Genomic DNA, 15,100 nt, shown 5'->3' with positions numbered 1-15,100 from the left:
TGTACGAAGAGTGGGTTTCAGCCAGCGGACGATTTCATGTCTTCCGTCCCTGCCTGACTCGGCCCGGTTGCCTGTCTACTCCTTCACACAGGATGCAACGAAACGGGGGAGAGGCAGCCTTGAGCGAGACGTTGTCCGGACGGCTGCTCGCCGTGGCCCGGCTCGACCCGGGCGTCACCGTCACCGCGGAACTCGCCGTCCGCAATGCGCCGGGGGCGGACCTGTCCCGTGGCCCGGTCGCACCGGAGCACATCGCAGGCATCCGGCCGTAGCGAGCTCCCGCGGGTGCCGCCGACCGTGCCGATCCCCGGAAGCCGGCCTCGAAGCGGCACCCGCGAGCCCCACCCCTCGTCCCTGGTCCGCCCCCCAGGCGGGCAGCACACCAGGGAAATCCCCCACCGTCCCCTAAGGAGTGACCGTGACCGCGCACACCCAAGAAGCGAACATCCAGGACCTCAAGCGCACCTGGCTGGACGAGGCGATCAGACTCGCCACGAACAGCGTGGCGAACGGCGGCGGGCCGTTCGGCGCCCTGGTCGCCAAGGGCGGCGAGATCGTCGCGCTCGGGAACAACCGGGTCACCTCCACCCTGGACCCCACCGCCCACGCCGAGGTGAGCGCGATGCGTGCCGCCTGCAAGGAGCTCGACACGTTCTCGCTCGAAGGCTGCGTGTTGGTGACCTCGTGCGAACCGTGTCCGATGTGTCTTTCCTCGGCGCTGTGGGCGCGGGTCGACCGGATCGTCTTCGCCGCCGACCGGCACGACGCCGCAGTGGCCGGCTTCGACGACCGCAAGTTCTACGACCTGTTCGAGAAGCAGCCCGCGTCGAAGTGGCCGCTGGCGATCGAGCAGCTGGACCTGCCCAACCGCACGGAGCCCTTCGACGCGTGGGTGGCCAAGACCGACCGCATCGACTACTGAGGCAGCGGTCCTGGTCCGCCGTGGACCGACACCGAGTGGACCGGACCGACCGGACCACTGTGGACGCCGGAACTTTCCGGCACCGCAACACCAGGTGAACGAGCACGGACGGCAGTGAGGACCCCGCGGGCCGGCGCCCCCCCGGGGTTGCGGCCGTCGTGTTCCGCGGCGACGGTGCAAGATGAGGGCGACTGACCTGTCGTCATGACCGAGGTGGGTTCTCATGCCCCGCAGCACCGCCGATGACGCCGGGCGGCGACACGATCGACGCCCGCGTCGCATCGGTACCTGGCCGGCCGTGGGGGTCACGGTGGTCGTCCTCGGCGCCGCCAACCTGGTCCTGCACCGCTGGACCGGTGCGTGGGGCCCGGTGACGGCCGTCGTGGTCAGCGGCCTGCTGCTCGGCGTGCTCCGCTGGGCCGGCGGCACCCCCGCGGACGCGGGTCTGGCCCGGGGCACGCTGGCCCGCGGTGCCCGTTGGGCGCTGGTCCTGATCGGCCTGGTCGGCGTCGTCTACCTGGCCGGGGCCCTGCTGCCGGCCACCAGGGGGCTGTTCGAAGACCGGCGGTACGACGCGATGGACGGCGGCGAGGTGCTGCTCCGCGTGTTCGTCCTGGTACCCGTCGGCACGGTCCTGGTGGAGGAGATCGCCTTCCGCGGCGTGCTCTACGGCCTCGTGGACCGCGTCCGCGGAGCGGTCTGGGCGACCGCCGTGTCGAGCCTGCTGTTCGGGCTGTGGCACGTGCTGCCGTCGCTGCACCTGGCGACTGCGAAACCGGCCGTGGGCTCGGTCGTCGGCCAGTCGGCGTTCGGGGCGGTGCTGGGCGCCGTGCTGTTCACGGCGGCGGCCGGCGTCCTGTTCTGCGAACTGCGCCGCCGCAGCGGCAGCCTGCTGGCTCCCATGGGCCTGCACTGGGCGGTCAACGCCTTCGGCTACCTCGTCGGGTACCTGCTGCGCTGACCGGCGGTGGGGTGGGCTCAGCTCTTCGGCGAGACGATGTCCTTGAGCTGGTTCAGGTCCTGCGCGGTGAATCCGTCGGGCCGCATGATGTCGTTCCAGGCGTCGACGTACGCGGCCTTGTACGTGTGGCCGTGGCCGTCCGGTACGCCGGTCGAGAACGGCAGGTCGGCGGTGACCTGCCAGAAGGTCACGAACGGGATCCAGACCATGGCTTCGAGCACGTCCGAGCCGGGCCGCTGCCCGATCCAGTCGGGCTCGGTGAGCGCCAGGTTCGGGCTCCACCAGACGATCGGATCGGACGGGTGCATCAGGTAGAGCACCCGCGGGCCGTCCCACGGCCGGTCCGCCGGAGGCGTCCCGGTGGCCGGGTCGTCGGTGAACCGGACGGTCCGTCCTTCCCGGTAGACGGGTTCGATCTCGGGGCTGCCCGCGTCGCGGTGGTCGCTGAACTCGCGGAACAGCGTGTTGAAGTTGGGCGGGCCGGCGAACACGGTGCCGGCGGTGCGGTTGCGCAGGTCGGCCTCCCCGCTGAAGGCCGTCTCACCGCCGAACGACCCCAGGCTCTCCCCCGCCACGAACAGGCGCGGGCGCTGGTCCTGGGGCAGCTTGGACCACTTGTCGTAGACCGCGTCGAAGAGGTCGCGGCCGGCCGCGCGCGCCTTGGACTGGTCCACCAGGTACGACATCCACGACGGCAGGTACGAGTACTGGATCGCCACGGTGGCCGAGTCGCCGTTCCCCAGGTACTCGAACGAGTCCACGGCGGCGGGATCGACCCAGCCACTGCCCGTCGTGGTCATCACGAGCAGGTTCTCGCGCTGGAAGCCGCCCGCCCGTTCGAGGTCCGCGACCGCCCGGGCCGCGCGCGTCTCCGTGTCGTCGGAGGTCTCCAGTCCGGCGTAGGCGCGGACGGGCTCCTGCGCCGTACGGTGGGTGAACGCGCCGATCTCCTGGGCCGACGGCCCGCCATCGGCGAACGCCCGACCCTCCCGGCCCAGCGAGTCCCACGGCACCAGCGAGCCGGGCCCGCCCGAACGCAGCGCCGACGTGGGCTGGTGCACTCCTTCCGGGGTTTCCGTGTCGCGCAGCGAGAAGGCCTCGTTGGACGCGTTCACGAAGCCGTTCAGCAGCAGCCCGGAGAACGCGGCCCACGCCAGGCCCGCCACCAGGAGCCAGCCGACCACCCGCGCCGCCCGTCTGCCGATCCAGCGCCCCAGCAGGTCGGCGGCCCGGTGGTACAGGGCCCGGAGCCCCCGCCCGGCCAGGAGCAGCAGCAGGAAGACGAGGGCCGCGACGAACGGGCAGGCGACGGTGAACAGGACGTTGTAGTCGCTGACTCCCATGAGCAGACGGATCTCGTGCTGCCAGTACTGGCCGAGGCCGAACGAGACGCCGAAGAGCACGACCGCGCTGACGATCAGGACGAGCCACGACCGGCGCGAGGGGATCCGCGCCTCCCGGTCGGCGAAGGCGCGCCACACGGAGGCCGCGACCACGCCCAGCCCGTAGCCGATGGCCGCGCTGATGCCGCAGACCAGGCCCTGGAGCACGCCTCCGCGGGGGAGCAGCGACGGGGTGAAGGACACACAGGCCAGGAGGAGCGCGCCCCAGCAGCCGGGCAGCGTCAGGCGGGGCCACCGGCGGTTCTCGCGGGCCGGCTCGTCCTGTGCGGGAGGTCCCGGCGGGTCCTTGCTCATGGCGTCCTCCACGGCCATGGTGCCCTCGCCGCGTCGCTCGTGCCATCCGGGGCGCGGGCCGTCATGTCGGGCCGGTGGACGAGGGACCGGCCGTCCCGTCGGGGCCCGGTGCGGACCACTCGGCTCCGGTGCGCAGCCGGAACGCGGCGACCGCGGCCTCCACGGTGGGGAAGAAGTGCCGGGGGTCGATGGTCCGGGTGAGTTCGTACCGCTCGATCTTGCGCCGCACCGGGTCCTTGAGCTCGGCGAACACCAGGTGCACACCGTCCGCGTTGAGCGCCTCGTCGAGCTCCTCCAGGACGTCGGCTGCGGTGGTGTCCACGTCCGTCATGGGCTCCGCGGCGACCACGATCCAGCTCGGCCGCGGATCCGCGCCACCGGCCAGCCGCCTGACCTCGTCCCGGAAGGTCTTGGCGTTGGCGAAGAAGAGCGGGGCGTCGAACCGGTAGATCACCAGGCCCGGCAGTTGCTCGGCCCCGGGGTAGGAACGGACATCGTGGTAGCCCTCCAGGCCCGGCACCCTCCCCAGTACGGTGTCGTACGGCCACCAGGCCCGCCGGAAGACGTTGAGTACGGACAGCCCCACGGCGATGGCGATGCCGGGCAGCACGCCGAGCAGGGCCACGCCGGCGAAGGCCGCGAAGCAGAGCAGGAACTCCGCCCGGCGCTGCCGCCACAGCCGTACGGCTCCGGGTACGTCGGCCAGGGACAGCGACGCGGTGATGACCACGGCCGCGAGGGCCGGCTGGGGGAGGTTGCGGAACAGACCCGGAGCCAGCACGAGCATGAGGACGATGAGCGCCGCCCCGACGACCCCGGTGAGCTGGCTCCGGGCCCCCGCGCGCTCCGCCACCGCCGTCCGGGAGCCGCTGGTGCTGACGGGGAAGCCCTGGAAGAGGGCGGCCGCCAGGTTGGCCGCACCGACGCCCGCCATCTCCTGGTTGCCGCGGACCTCCTGGCCGGCGCGGGCCGCGAAGGCGGACGCGTTGGAGATCGTGTCGGCCAGCGACACCAGGGCGATGCCCAGCGCACCGCCGAGCAGCGGCGCGAGGTCGGCGGGCCGCACATCGGGGAGCGTGAACGGCGGGAATCCCTCGGGCAGTACGCCGACCAGGCCGACGCCGTGCTCGTCGAGGTCGAAGAGGGTGGCCGCGGCGATCGCCAGGACCACCATCACGAGCACCGCGGGAACCTTCGGCAGAAAGCGCTGGAGGATCAGGATCAGAGCGATTCCGCCGAGGCCCACGGCGGCCGCCGCCGGTACCGTCGCCCCGTCGGCGATCATCCGCACGAGGCCGGCGCACTCGCCGATCAGGTTGTCCGCCTCGACCTTGAAGCCGAGCAGTTTGGGGAGCTGGCCGATGAAAATGGTCAGGGCCAGGCCGTTCATGTAGCCGATCATCGTCGGTTTGGAGATCAGGTCGGCGATGAAACCGAGCTTCGCCACCGAGGCCAGGATCATGATGGCCGCCACCATGACCGCGAGCATCGACGCGAGTGCGACGGCCCGGTCGGGATCCCCGTCGGCCGCCACCAGCGGCAGCACGGTGGCGGCGATCATCGGACCCAGCGAGGAGTCCGGGCCCAGCACCAGGATCCGGGACGGCCCGAACACCGCGTACCCGAGCAGGCAGAGGATCGTCGTGTACAGGCCGGTGATGGCCGGCAGGCCCGCCAGCTCGGCGTAGGCCATGCCCTGCGGCACCAGCAGCGTGGTCAGCACGACTCCCGCGACCAGGTCCTTGGGCAGCCACGCGCGCCGGTAGGACTTCGCCGCGCGGATCCCGGGAACCGACTGGAAGCGCGCGAGCACCCCGGGGCCGTCGCGCCGGCTGGTCACGGACCGGCCTTCCTCACGCGGCCCCGGGCCGGCGGCGGGCCACGAGCTTGCCCAGCTCCCACAGGATCAGGAGCACGACGGCGGCCAGCAGCGCCCAGCCGAACTGCCGCGCGTTGATGTCGGTCGTCCCGAGGACCCGCTGGAAGCCGTCCGTCTGGGTCACCAGCACCGAGAGCACGAGCTGGGCCAGGGCGACCCAGTTCATCTGCTTGCTGTCGAACGTGGAGGTCGTCAGCACGGAATCCGTCTCGCTGCGGCATTCGAACGCCGCCACGATCAGGCAGAGGGCGAAGGCCGTGAACGCGATCGACCGGCCGATCTCGACGTCGCCGAAGTGGCTCTCGCCGAGCGTGATCAGGCCGAGCAGCAGGACGGTGATCGCCAGCCCGCCGAGCCCGACCGTGACCAGCACGGGACGGGTGAGCACCGATTCCCCGCGCGGACGCGGCCGGCGCCGCATGAGTCCGGCGCTCTCCCGGTCGAAGCCGAGCGCGAAGCCGAAGGAGGCGTTGACGACGAAGTGGATCCACAGCACCTGCGGCGGGGTGAACGGCTCACCGGCGGCGATGTTGAAGACGGTCGCCCCGAGGAACGTCAGCACGAACGTGACCAGCAGGAGCAGTACGAACCGGATGTACTTGGTGAGGTTGTCGTAGATCGTCCGGCCCTGCTCGACGGCGTAGACGATGGTGGCGAAGTTGTCGTCGGAGAGGATCATGCGTCCGGCGTTCTTGGCCACGTCCGTGCCGCTGCCCATGGCGATGCCGATGTCGGCCGCCTTGATGGCGGGAGCGTCGTTGACGCCGTCCCCGGTCATCGCCACGACCTCGCCCTTCTTCTTCAGCGTGTTCGCGAGCAGCACCTTGTGCTCCGGGGCGACGCGTCCCACCACACCGATCCCCTCGATGCGGGCGAGCTGCTCCTCCTCGCTCATGGCGGAGAAATCGGAACCGAGCACGGCCTCGCCCGGGATCCCGATCTGCCGGGCGATCGCCGCCCCGGTGGTGACGTCGTCACCGGTCACCAGGCGGACCCGGATGTGTGCGGCCTGCGCGTCGGCCACCGCGGCCTTGGCCTCCTCACGGGGCGGATCGACCATGCCGACGAGACTGGTCATCCGCAGCTCGGTGACGTACGCGAGCAGGTCGCCCTCGGGATCGAAGCCGTCCGGGTCCAGGTCGCGCATGGCCGCGGCCATCACCCGCCGTCCCTCACCGCCCATCCGCTCGCTCTGCTCCTCGGCCCGGCGCAGCAGCTCGGCGTCCCACGGGACGGTCTCGCCCGCCGCGAGCGCGGTGGTGGCCCGCGCCATCACCGCGGGGGCCGCTCCTTTGACGAAGCAGCGCACGACCGGCCGCCCGGAGGAGTCGACCGCCGGGTGGAAGGTGGCCATCAGCTTGTACTCGGGGTCGAACGGCAGGGTGGCGAGCCGGGGGAGGGCGTCCCGGGTGGCGTCGGTGTCCAGGCCGGCCTTGTGCGCGAGCACCAGCAGCGCACCCTCGGTCGGATCGCCCACCACCGCTCCGCCCACCAGCTTGGCGTCGCTGGCCACCACGTAGGGCAGGATCGCGTCCTCGATCCCCGCGGTGGACCCGGCGGCGTGGTGGACCTTGCCCTCCAGTCCGTAGCCCGTGCCCGACACGGTGTACCGGTCGGTGGGGCTCAGCACTTCGACGGCGGTCATCTGGTTCATCGTCAGGGTGCCGGTCTTGTCCGAGTTGATCGCGGAGGTGAACGCCAGCGTCTCCACCGACGGCAGTTCCTTGACGATGGCGCTGCGCTTCGCCAGGTTCAGGCTCCCGACGGACAGGATCGCCTGGGTCACGGTCGGCAGGGCCTCGGGGATGGCCGCGATGGCCAGCGAGACCGCGCTGACGAACAGGACGTCCCAGGCCTGGTCCCGCTGGCGGCCCAGCGCGAACATCACGATCATGGTGAGGCCCGCCGCGCCGGTGATCCACAGGGTCAGCCGGTCGAGTTCCTTGGTGAGCGGCGGCACTTCCTTCTCGGTGGCCGACAACATTCCGGAGATCTTGCCGAGCTCGGTGTCCGCACCGGTCGCGGTGACGATCATGACGCCGCTGCCGTGGGTGACCGGGGTGTTCATGAACGCCGTGTTGGTCTGGTCGCCGGGCGACAGCCCGCTGCCCTGCAGCGGCCCGGTCTCCTTCGCGGCGGGCACGCTCTCACCGGTCAGGGCCGACTCGTCGATCTGCAGGGCGCTGGCCTCGATGAGACGTCCGTCCGCCGGCACCTGGTCCCCGGCGGAAATGAGCACGACATCCCCGTCGACCAGCTGTTCGGCGGGGATCTCGGCCTCCCTGCCGTCCCTGCGCACCCGGGCCGTCGCCTTCATCATCGACTTCAGCGCGTTCATGGCGCTCTCGGCCTTGCCCTCCTGACGCAGGCCCACGACCGCGTTCAGCAGCGTCAGGACGATCAGCAGGATCGCGGTGGTCCACTCCTGGATGACCAGCGACACGATCGCCGCGGCCACCAGGACGATCTGCATGTAACTGCGGTACTGGGCGAGGAAGCGGCGCCAGGCCGGCGTCCGCTGCTCCTCGGGCAGGGCGTTCGGGCCGTGCGAAGCCAGGAGTTCCGCGGCCTTCGCCGCGGACAGGCCGGCCGCGGGATCGACACCGAACGCCGCCACGACCTCCTGGGGGGAGCGCGCGTACCAGCCGTCCCCGCCAGCCCGCGGCTGTTCCGCCACGGAATCCGACCGCACCGTCATGGTTGTGCCTCCGATCCGCGGCCGCGGACGCGTCCGGTCCGGCCGCGCGCCGTCCGAGGGCCGCTAGCCACGCTTCTTCTTCGGCCTGCTCTTCGACTTGCTCTTCGGCTCGCCGTGCCGGGCGGCGTACGGATCGGCCGGGGCGCCGGCCGGAGCCTCCCGCTCCAGGCTCCGCTTCGTGACGAGGAGGTCCTTGCGGGCCTCCTCACCCACGTCGGGGTACTGCGGATCGATGTCCATCAGGGTGTGCGCGAGGACCGCCGCCGCACAGATCCGCGCGAACCACTTCCGGTCCGCCGGCACGACGTACCACGGTGCCCACTTCGTGCTCGTCGCCGACAGCATCTCGGAGAACGCGTGCTGGTACTCGTCCCACCGGCGCCGCTCCCGCACGTCGGCGGCGGAGAACTTCCAGTTCTTCTCCGGCAGGTCGATCCGCTTCAGGAAGCGGGTGCGCTGCTCCTCCTTGGACAGGTTCAGGAAGATCTTCAACACCTTGAACCCGTTGTCCGTGAGGTAGTGCTCCCAACGGTTGATCTCCCGGTAGCGCCGGTCCCAGATGTCCGGTCCGAGCACGTGCTCCGGCAGTTTCTGCCGGAGGAGGACCTCGGGGTGGACGCGCACGACGAGGACCTCCTCGTAGTGCGAGCGGTTGAAGATGGCGATTTCGCCCCGTTCGGGCAGTCGCCGGGCGTAGCGCCACAGGTAGTCGTGGTCGAGCTCCTCGGAGGAGGGCACCTTGAAGCTGCTGACCCGTACGCCCTGGGGATTGACGCCGCTCATCACGTGGCGGATCGTCCCGTCCTTGCCTCCGGCGTCGAGTGCCTGGAGGGCGAGGACCACGCCGTAGGTGTCCTGGGCGGCCAGCCGCTCCTGGTACTCGGCGAGCAGTGACACCCCGGTCCGCAGCAGTTCGGTCCCGTCCCGCTTCTTCATGCCGGCCTTGTAGCGGGGATCGAAGTCCCGTTCCAGACGCACCTTCGACCCCGGTCGTACCCGTAGCGGCTCGATGAAGTCCGCGATGCGTTCGGCCCTCTCGTCGGACATCAGCGCTCGCCCCCTTCCTGGCCCACGGCGGTCACCGCGGTCACGGCGCGTCCCCCAGCACGTCCGGGGTGCTCCCGACGACGACGGCGAGCGCCTTCCGGGACCGGCGTTCGGCGAGGATCGGGACGTACTTCCTGACCCTGGCCTGCCGGTACGAGTCGTACGCCGCCTTGACCGTCGCCTCGACGGTGTCCGCATCGACCGAGGGGTAGGCGGCCCTCAACCGGGCCACAGTGGTCCGGACGGACGCGAGTTCCTCCCGGGTGGGTGACCACCGTTCCGTCGTCCGTGCCCCGGGATCTTCCATGGCTGGGGAAGCCTCGGTCCGTTCCGCGCCCTGGAGCGTTGCAGGTGCCATGTCCCACGACCTTCGGACCGTCGATCCGCGCATGCCGACATCGGGTGAGGGTGTCTCATGGCGATTCTCTGTCAAACCGGACAAGATCGCCCACTGAGTGCGCGGATGCGGGAAGGCGGGTCGCGAGCGGTGCGGAAGGGGCGGCCTAACAGCCGCCCGGGCCCTTGTCGGTGGCGTCGCACTCCGCACCGAAGGCGCGGGCGAGCTCCGTGCACAAGGTGGCCTCGACCTTGCCCAGGAGGCGGGCCAGTTCGGTGCGTTCGGCGGCGTCCAGGTCGTCCAGGGTCTGGCGTTCCAGTTCCCCCCATGCCCTGCGGACCTCGACCAGGAGCCCGCGGCTGGCCTCGGTCGCCTCGACCAGGGAGGCCCGACGGTCCGCGGGGTCCGGGCTGCGCCGCACATGGCCGGAGAGCTCGAGGCGCTGGAGCATCTTGGTCACCGTCGAGGGGTCGAGGCCGAGCGCCTTGATCAGCTCGGACTGGCGCACGGCCCCGCTGTCCCAGAGGTGCATCATCAGGAACTCCTGCCCCGGGTGCAGCCCCAGGTTCCGCAGGACCCGGCCCGCCGCGATCCGGTGGAGCCGGGAGACCCGGCTGATCGCATGACTCACCGGCCCGTCCAGCACCGCACTCGGCACCGCCGCGCACTGCGTGGCGGAGCGCGGCTCCCGTACGGACTCCGCGGTCATGGACGTGCTCCTCCTGGTCGGTCCGGCAGATCTCCGGATGGATTCTACCGTCCGCCCACATTTTATCTTGGTCGGCCAAGTGATGAGGTACGCTGCATCTCGCAGCCAATCATTGGCCGACCAACTATATGTGTGAGGCAGACATGACCAGCGCATTCGAACCGGTCCACGTAGCCGGCACCACCCTCGCGAACCGGATCGCCCTCGCCCCGATGACCCGCAGCCGAGCAGGTCAGGGCGGCATTGCGACCGGCCTCGTCGCCGAGTACTACACGCAGCGCGCTTCCGCCGGTCTGATCATCACCGAGGGGATCCAGCCCTCCGTCGTCGGGCAGGGCTACCCCTTCACCCCCGGCCTGCACGACGCCGAGCAGGTCGCGGCCTGGCGCGAGGTCACCGACTCCGTGCACGCGGCGGGCGGCCGGATCTTCGCCCAGCTGATGCACTCCGGCCGCATCGGCCATCCGACGCTGCTGCCCGACGGCCTCGTCCCGGTGGCCCCCTCGGCCGTGGCCGCCCAGGGGCAGCTCTTCACCGGCGAGGGCATGAAGGACTTCGTCACCCCGCACGAGCTGACCGGGGCCGAGGTCCGGCAGACCATCGCCGACTACGCGCAGGCCGCCCGCAACGCGGTCGAGGCCGGCTTCGACGGGGTGGAGCTGCACGGGGCCAACGGATACCTGATCCACCAGTTCCTGGCTCCCGGCTCGAACCTGCGCACCGACGAGTGGGGCGGTCCGGTGGAGAACCGGATCCGCTTCGCGGTGGAGGTGGTCAAGGCGGTGGCCGCCGCGATCGGCGCCGAGCGCACGGCACTGCGCGTCTCGCCCGGCAACACGTACAACGACATCGCCGAGCCCGACCCGCAGCCGGTCTACGAGGCCCTGGTCAAGGAGATCGACGGACTCGGCCTGGCCTACCTCCACGTCTTGGAGCACGCCCCCGAGGCGCGGGAGGCCACGCTCGCCCTGCGCAAGCAGTTCTCCGGACCGTTCGTGCTGAACCCGGCGACCGAGGGCCCCACCGACCACCGCGCCCTCTCGCTGATCGAGGACGGCGTCGCCGACCTCCTCGCCTTCGGATCCCTCTTCCTGGCCAACCCGGACCTGCCGGACCGCCTGCGCACCGAAGGCCCGTACAACACCCCTGACCCCGCCACCTTCTTCGGGGGCGACGCACGGGGCTACACGGACTACCCGACCCGCTAGGCCGTCTCTTCCGGATCTTGTCGGGCCCGCGACGCCCGGCACCGCACCCGGCCGCGTTGTCGGGGCGCCCGAGTACGTCCAGTACACGGGCGCCCCTCCGCCTTGCCGGCCTTCTCCTCGGCCCTGGCGGGCCTGGGGAGACCCCATGGCACCGGACGCCGCGGGCTCGGCCGACAAGATCCGGAAGAGACGACCTAGGCCCAGGAGGGCCGGGCCGGTCCGGACGGCTCCGGCAGTATGGCCCCGTGAATCCCATGTCCCGATGCCGTGACGGCGCCACCGCCACCGCCCCCGACCTCCGACGGACCCGGCTGGTGGCGGCGGGGGCCGCGGTGCTGACCGTGGCCGCAGGGTTGGGGCTGCGGGCCGTCACGGCGGGGAGCACGGCGAAGTACGGGGGAGACGCCCTGTACACCGTCCTGTTGCTGACCCTCGTCGTGCTGGTCGCGCCCCGGCTGACGCCCCTGCGGGCGGCGGGGACGGCGCTGGCCGCCAGTTGGGCCGTCGAGTTCCTCCAGCTGACCGCCGTACCCGCAGAGCTCTCCCGACACAGCACCGCGGCCCGCCTGGTCCTCGGTTCCACCTTCAACGCACCCGACCTGTTCTGGTACGTGGTCGGCGCGGCGGGGGGCTGGCTCCTCCACACCGCGCTCGCCCCGTCCGAACCGGCCGATCGGAGGCCCTGCTGATGGCGTCGAACACGATCTATCGCAGCGCGGGGGGCCGGGAACTCATCCGGCGCTGGTGCCACGAACAGCTCGACGGGTGGGACGTGCCGCACGAGCGGACCGTGGTGGACGCGGGCGGAGCGCAGACCCACGTCGTATCCGCCGGCACCGGCGCCACCACCGTCGTGTTCGTCCCCGGTACCAACTTCAATGCGGCCGCCTCGCTGCCCCTGGCCACCGCCCTCGTCGCCGCCGGCCACCGGGTGTCGCTGCTGGACGTACCAGGACAGCCCGGACTCAGCTCCGGTGGCCGGGACCTCTGCGGGGGTCGGCTGTCCTGGTACGGCACATGGCTGGACGAGGTGATCGACGAGACCTCGCCCGGCTCCGTGGTGGTGATGGGCCACTCCTTCGGCGCCGCCATCGCCCTGTCGGGTGCGTCCAGGCACATCGAACGGCTCGTTCTCGTCTCTCCCGGTGGCCTCACCGGGCTGCGTCTGCCCCCCGGCCTGCTCGCCGCCTCGGCCGCGTGGTTCCTGCGGCCCGCTCCCAGGAGCAGCGCCAGGCTCCTGCGGGCCATGCTCGCCCCCGACCACGAGCCCAGGGAACGGCTGGTGGAGTGGATGACGCTGGTGGCCCGGCACTCCCGCTCCAGCGGGGCACCCGGTACCGCGGACCTGCCGGCGAGGCCGGTGTCCCGCACGGTCTTCACCGGGGAGCACGACGTGTTCCTCCCGCCGAAGCGGATCGGCCCGGCGGTGACCCGCACGCTGGGCGTCGAACTGCGGGTACTGCCGGGGGCCGGACACCTCGTGGTGGAAGAGGCGCCCGACCGGCTGGCCGCCCTGGTCGACGGCGGGACCTGGTGAGCCCGGCTCCGGCCGCACCGGTCGTCCGGACGGCTCGGGCCGGCGCCGCCGGTCAGCCGGAGCGGTGGGCGCTGTTCAGCCGGGCGGCCTGGCGCGTCAGGTGATCGCGCTCGGCGAGGTTGGGCGCCCGGCGGGCCGCCTCGGCGTACAGCCGAGCCGCCGCCACCACGTCGCCGTCGCGCTCGTGGAGGTACGCCGCCACCGCGCTGTGGCGGGGCAGCGCGTCGTCCAGCGCCGCGAGCGCCGCCAGTCCGGCGCGCGGCCCGTCGGCCTCACCGACGGCCACCGCGCGGTTGAGCCGTACGACCGGGCTGTCGGTCAGGAGCACGAGCTCGTCGTACCACTCCACGATCTGCACCCAGTCGGTCTGCTCGGCGGTGGGTGCGTCGGCGTGCAGCGCCGCGATGGCCGCCTGGGCCTGGAACTCGCCCAGCCGGTCGCGGGCGAGGGCCCCCTGCAGGATCCGCACGCCCTCGGCGATCGCCCCGGTGTCCCACCGGCCGCGGTCCTGCTCGGCGAGCGGCACCAGACTTCCGTCGGGCGCCGTCCGGGTGGCGCGCCGGGCGTGGTGGATCAGCATGAGCGCGAGCAGCCCGGCGACCTCGGGGTGGTCGACCCGGGCCGCGAGCTGCCGGGTGAGCCGGATGGCCTCGGCAGCGAGGTCGACGTCGCCGGAGTAGCCCTCGTTGAAGACCAGGTAGAGGACGCGCAGCACGGTGGCGACGTCGCCGGGACGCTCGAACCTTGCGCTGGAGACGGTGCGCTTGGCCCGGCTGATGCGCTGCGCCATGGTCGCCTCGGGCACCAGGTAGGCCCGGGCGATCTGGCGGGTGGTGAGCCCGCCGACGGCGCGCAGCGTGAGCGCCACCGCGGACGACGGCGTCAGCGACGGGTGGGCGCACAGGAAGTACAACTGCAGCGTGTCGTCCACCGCGGGCGCAGGCCCGGGCGGCGGCTCCTCTTCCACGAGGTCCTCACGCCGGCGGCGTGCGGCGTCCGCCCTGGTCGCGTCGAGGAACCGGCGCCAGGCCACGGTGACCAGCCAGCCCTTCGGATCCCGCGGAGGGTCGGCGGGCCAGGTCCGGACCGCCTCGACCAGGGCTTCCTGGACGGCGTCCTCGGCCGCCGCGAAATCGGCTCCGCGGCGGACGAGGATCCCGAGCACGCTCGGCGTGAGGCTCCTGAGCAGGGCCTCGTCCATCGGTGGGGTCATTCCGTGATGGTGGGCGGCGCGGCCAGGAACGGACGCAGTTCGAGCCACTCGTGGATCGGCTTCCCGCCCGCCCCGGGGGCGGCCGACAGCTCTCCTGCCAGTTCGACGGCGCGCTCGTAGCTGTCGACGTCGATCACCATCCAGCCGGCGATCAGGTCCTTGGTCTCCGCGAACGGGCCGTCGGTGACCGGCGGACGCCCCTCCCCGTCGTACCGGACGAAGGTCCCCTCGGGGGCGAGCGCCTGACCGTCGACGAACTCGCCGGTCCCTTCGAGCCGGGCCGCGAAGTCGTTCATGTACTGGATGTGCGCCGAGATCTCCTCGGGCGTCCACTGGTCCATGGGCACGTCGTTGACCGCCGCCGGAGCGCCGCGGTAGTGCTTGAGCAGGAGGTACTTGGCCATGATGGTTCTCCTCGGTGCTGGTGCGACCCATTGTGGTCGCGTTCACCCCTGGGACGGAGCCGGCCGCGTCTTCTCGACATCCCGACCGAAGTCTTTTTGACACGTGTGGACGCGGTGCCGCCGCGAGCCGTGGCGTCCCCCTCAGACGGTGCGGACCGGGAGCGGCTGCGGCAGCCGGGTCGTGGCACCGGCCGCCGGTGCGGACAGCATCGGGTCGACGGTGATCAGCTCCGCGCCGAGCGGCGCGCACAGGTCCCGCAGCAACGACTCGGACAACCGGATGCACGCCTGGCCCTCGCCGAGGTTCGCGGCCAGCCGCTCCACACGGGTGGAACCGACGGCCGTCCGCACCCCCAGCGGCGTGCGGAACAGCCGGATCACCGCCCCGGCACCGCCTCCCGGCCGGACGGGCACGTACAGCAGCCCGGCCGGGGTCCGTTCTTCGGGCTCGGGGTCGTCTGCGTACTGGAACAGGCACATGGGCCGAC

At 71.8% G+C, this 15,100-nt stretch carries 15 protein-coding genes; 6 read left to right on the top strand and 9 right to left on the bottom strand.

All coding sequences use genetic code 11. From position 1 onward, the window contains the following. The first annotated feature begins 119 nt into the window (after positions 1 to 119). The 3 genes from OG207_RS03835 to OG207_RS03825 all read left to right on the top strand — a co-directional run bounded on the left by OG207_RS03835 (position 120) and on the right by OG207_RS03825 (position 1,883). Positions 120 to 272 carry a hypothetical protein gene (locus OG207_RS03835; RefSeq protein ID WP_329095875.1) on the top strand — a complete coding sequence of 51 codons (153 nt, stop codon included), beginning with the start codon at positions 120 to 122 and terminating at the stop codon, positions 270 to 272. Positions 273 to 412: 140 nt separating this feature from the next. Beyond that, complete coding sequence (locus OG207_RS03830; RefSeq protein WP_329095873.1) at positions 413 to 922, top strand: nucleoside deaminase; 510 nt, start codon at positions 413 to 415, stop codon at positions 920 to 922. A 223-nt stretch (positions 923 to 1,145) separates the two neighbouring features. After that, positions 1,146 to 1,883: a CPBP family intramembrane glutamic endopeptidase gene (locus tag OG207_RS03825; protein WP_329095871.1), complete on the top strand. Its 738-nt coding sequence runs from the start codon at positions 1,146 to 1,148 to the stop codon at positions 1,881 to 1,883. A 17-nt stretch (positions 1,884 to 1,900) separates the two neighbouring features. On the opposite strand, the gene OG207_RS03820 is transcribed toward OG207_RS03825, so the two are convergent. The 6 genes from OG207_RS03820 to OG207_RS03795 all read right to left on the bottom strand — a co-directional run bounded on the left by OG207_RS03820 (position 1,901) and on the right by OG207_RS03795 (position 10,250). Continuing rightward, a complete protein-coding gene (locus tag OG207_RS03820; RefSeq protein WP_329095870.1) occupies positions 1,901 to 3,580 on the bottom strand; it encodes an alpha/beta hydrolase in 1,680 nt (559 codons plus the stop codon). A 61-nt stretch (positions 3,581 to 3,641) separates the two neighbouring features. Further along, the gene (locus OG207_RS03815; protein WP_402694354.1) at positions 3,642 to 5,420 is read right to left on the bottom strand and encodes a SulP family inorganic anion transporter; all 1,779 of its coding nucleotides are present in this window, start codon (positions 5,418 to 5,420) and stop codon (positions 3,642 to 3,644) included. 13 nt (positions 5,421 to 5,433) lie between these two features. Next, positions 5,434 to 8,157, bottom strand: a complete 2,724-nt coding sequence (locus tag OG207_RS03810; RefSeq protein ID WP_329095868.1) for a cation-translocating P-type ATPase — start codon at positions 8,155 to 8,157, stop codon at positions 5,434 to 5,436. A gap of 63 nt (positions 8,158 to 8,220) precedes the next feature. Further along, a complete protein-coding gene (locus OG207_RS03805) occupies positions 8,221 to 9,204 on the bottom strand; it encodes a polyphosphate kinase 2 family protein (protein ID WP_329095866.1) in 984 nt (327 codons plus the stop codon). Positions 9,205 to 9,244: 40 nt separating this feature from the next. Further along, complete coding sequence (locus tag OG207_RS03800; RefSeq protein WP_329095864.1) at positions 9,245 to 9,562, bottom strand: three-helix bundle dimerization domain-containing protein; 318 nt, start codon at positions 9,560 to 9,562, stop codon at positions 9,245 to 9,247. Between the two features lie 145 nt (positions 9,563 to 9,707). After that, entirely contained in the window at positions 9,708 to 10,250 is a 543-nt protein-coding gene (locus OG207_RS03795; RefSeq protein WP_329095862.1) for a MarR family winged helix-turn-helix transcriptional regulator, read from the bottom strand. Between the two features lie 143 nt (positions 10,251 to 10,393). Between OG207_RS03795 and OG207_RS03790 the strand changes: the two genes are divergently transcribed. From OG207_RS03790 to OG207_RS03780, 3 genes are all read left to right on the top strand, one after another. Beyond that, positions 10,394 to 11,458 carry an alkene reductase gene (locus OG207_RS03790; protein WP_329095860.1) on the top strand — a complete coding sequence of 355 codons (1,065 nt, stop codon included), beginning with the start codon at positions 10,394 to 10,396 and terminating at the stop codon, positions 11,456 to 11,458. 254 nt (positions 11,459 to 11,712) lie between these two features. Continuing rightward, entirely contained in the window at positions 11,713 to 12,147 is a 435-nt protein-coding gene (locus OG207_RS03785; RefSeq protein ID WP_329107421.1) for a ribosomal maturation YjgA family protein, read from the top strand. Then, positions 12,147 to 12,995 (top strand): alpha/beta fold hydrolase, encoded by an 849-nt coding sequence (locus OG207_RS03780; protein ID WP_329095858.1) that lies wholly within the window; start codon positions 12,147 to 12,149, stop codon positions 12,993 to 12,995. The genes OG207_RS03785 and OG207_RS03780 overlap by 1 nt, the downstream gene beginning before the upstream one ends. Positions 12,996 to 13,047: 52 nt before the next feature. Here the strand turns inward: OG207_RS03780 and OG207_RS03775 are convergent, their stop codons facing one another. The 3 genes from OG207_RS03775 to OG207_RS03765 form a co-directional block, all read right to left on the bottom strand. Beyond that, on the bottom strand, positions 13,048 to 14,196 hold the full coding sequence (locus OG207_RS03775; protein ID WP_329107419.1) for an RNA polymerase sigma factor: 1,149 nt from the start codon (positions 14,194 to 14,196) through the stop codon (positions 13,048 to 13,050). A gap of 8 nt (positions 14,197 to 14,204) precedes the next feature. After that, positions 14,205 to 14,612 carry a YciI family protein gene (locus OG207_RS03770; RefSeq protein ID WP_010982398.1) on the bottom strand — a complete coding sequence of 136 codons (408 nt, stop codon included), beginning with the start codon at positions 14,610 to 14,612 and terminating at the stop codon, positions 14,205 to 14,207. Between the two features lie 141 nt (positions 14,613 to 14,753). Then, a complete protein-coding gene (locus OG207_RS03765) occupies positions 14,754 to 15,092 on the bottom strand; it encodes an SAV_915 family protein (protein ID WP_329095854.1) in 339 nt (112 codons plus the stop codon). Positions 15,093 to 15,100 lie beyond the last annotated feature (8 nt).

Origin of the sequence: Streptomyces sp. NBC_01439, assembly GCF_036227605.1 — a bacterium.
GTDB lineage: Bacteria > Actinomycetota > Actinomycetes > Streptomycetales > Streptomycetaceae > Streptomyces.
The sequence above is the reverse complement of the archived record's forward strand: the minus strand, read 5'-3'. Positions and strand labels throughout refer to the sequence as shown.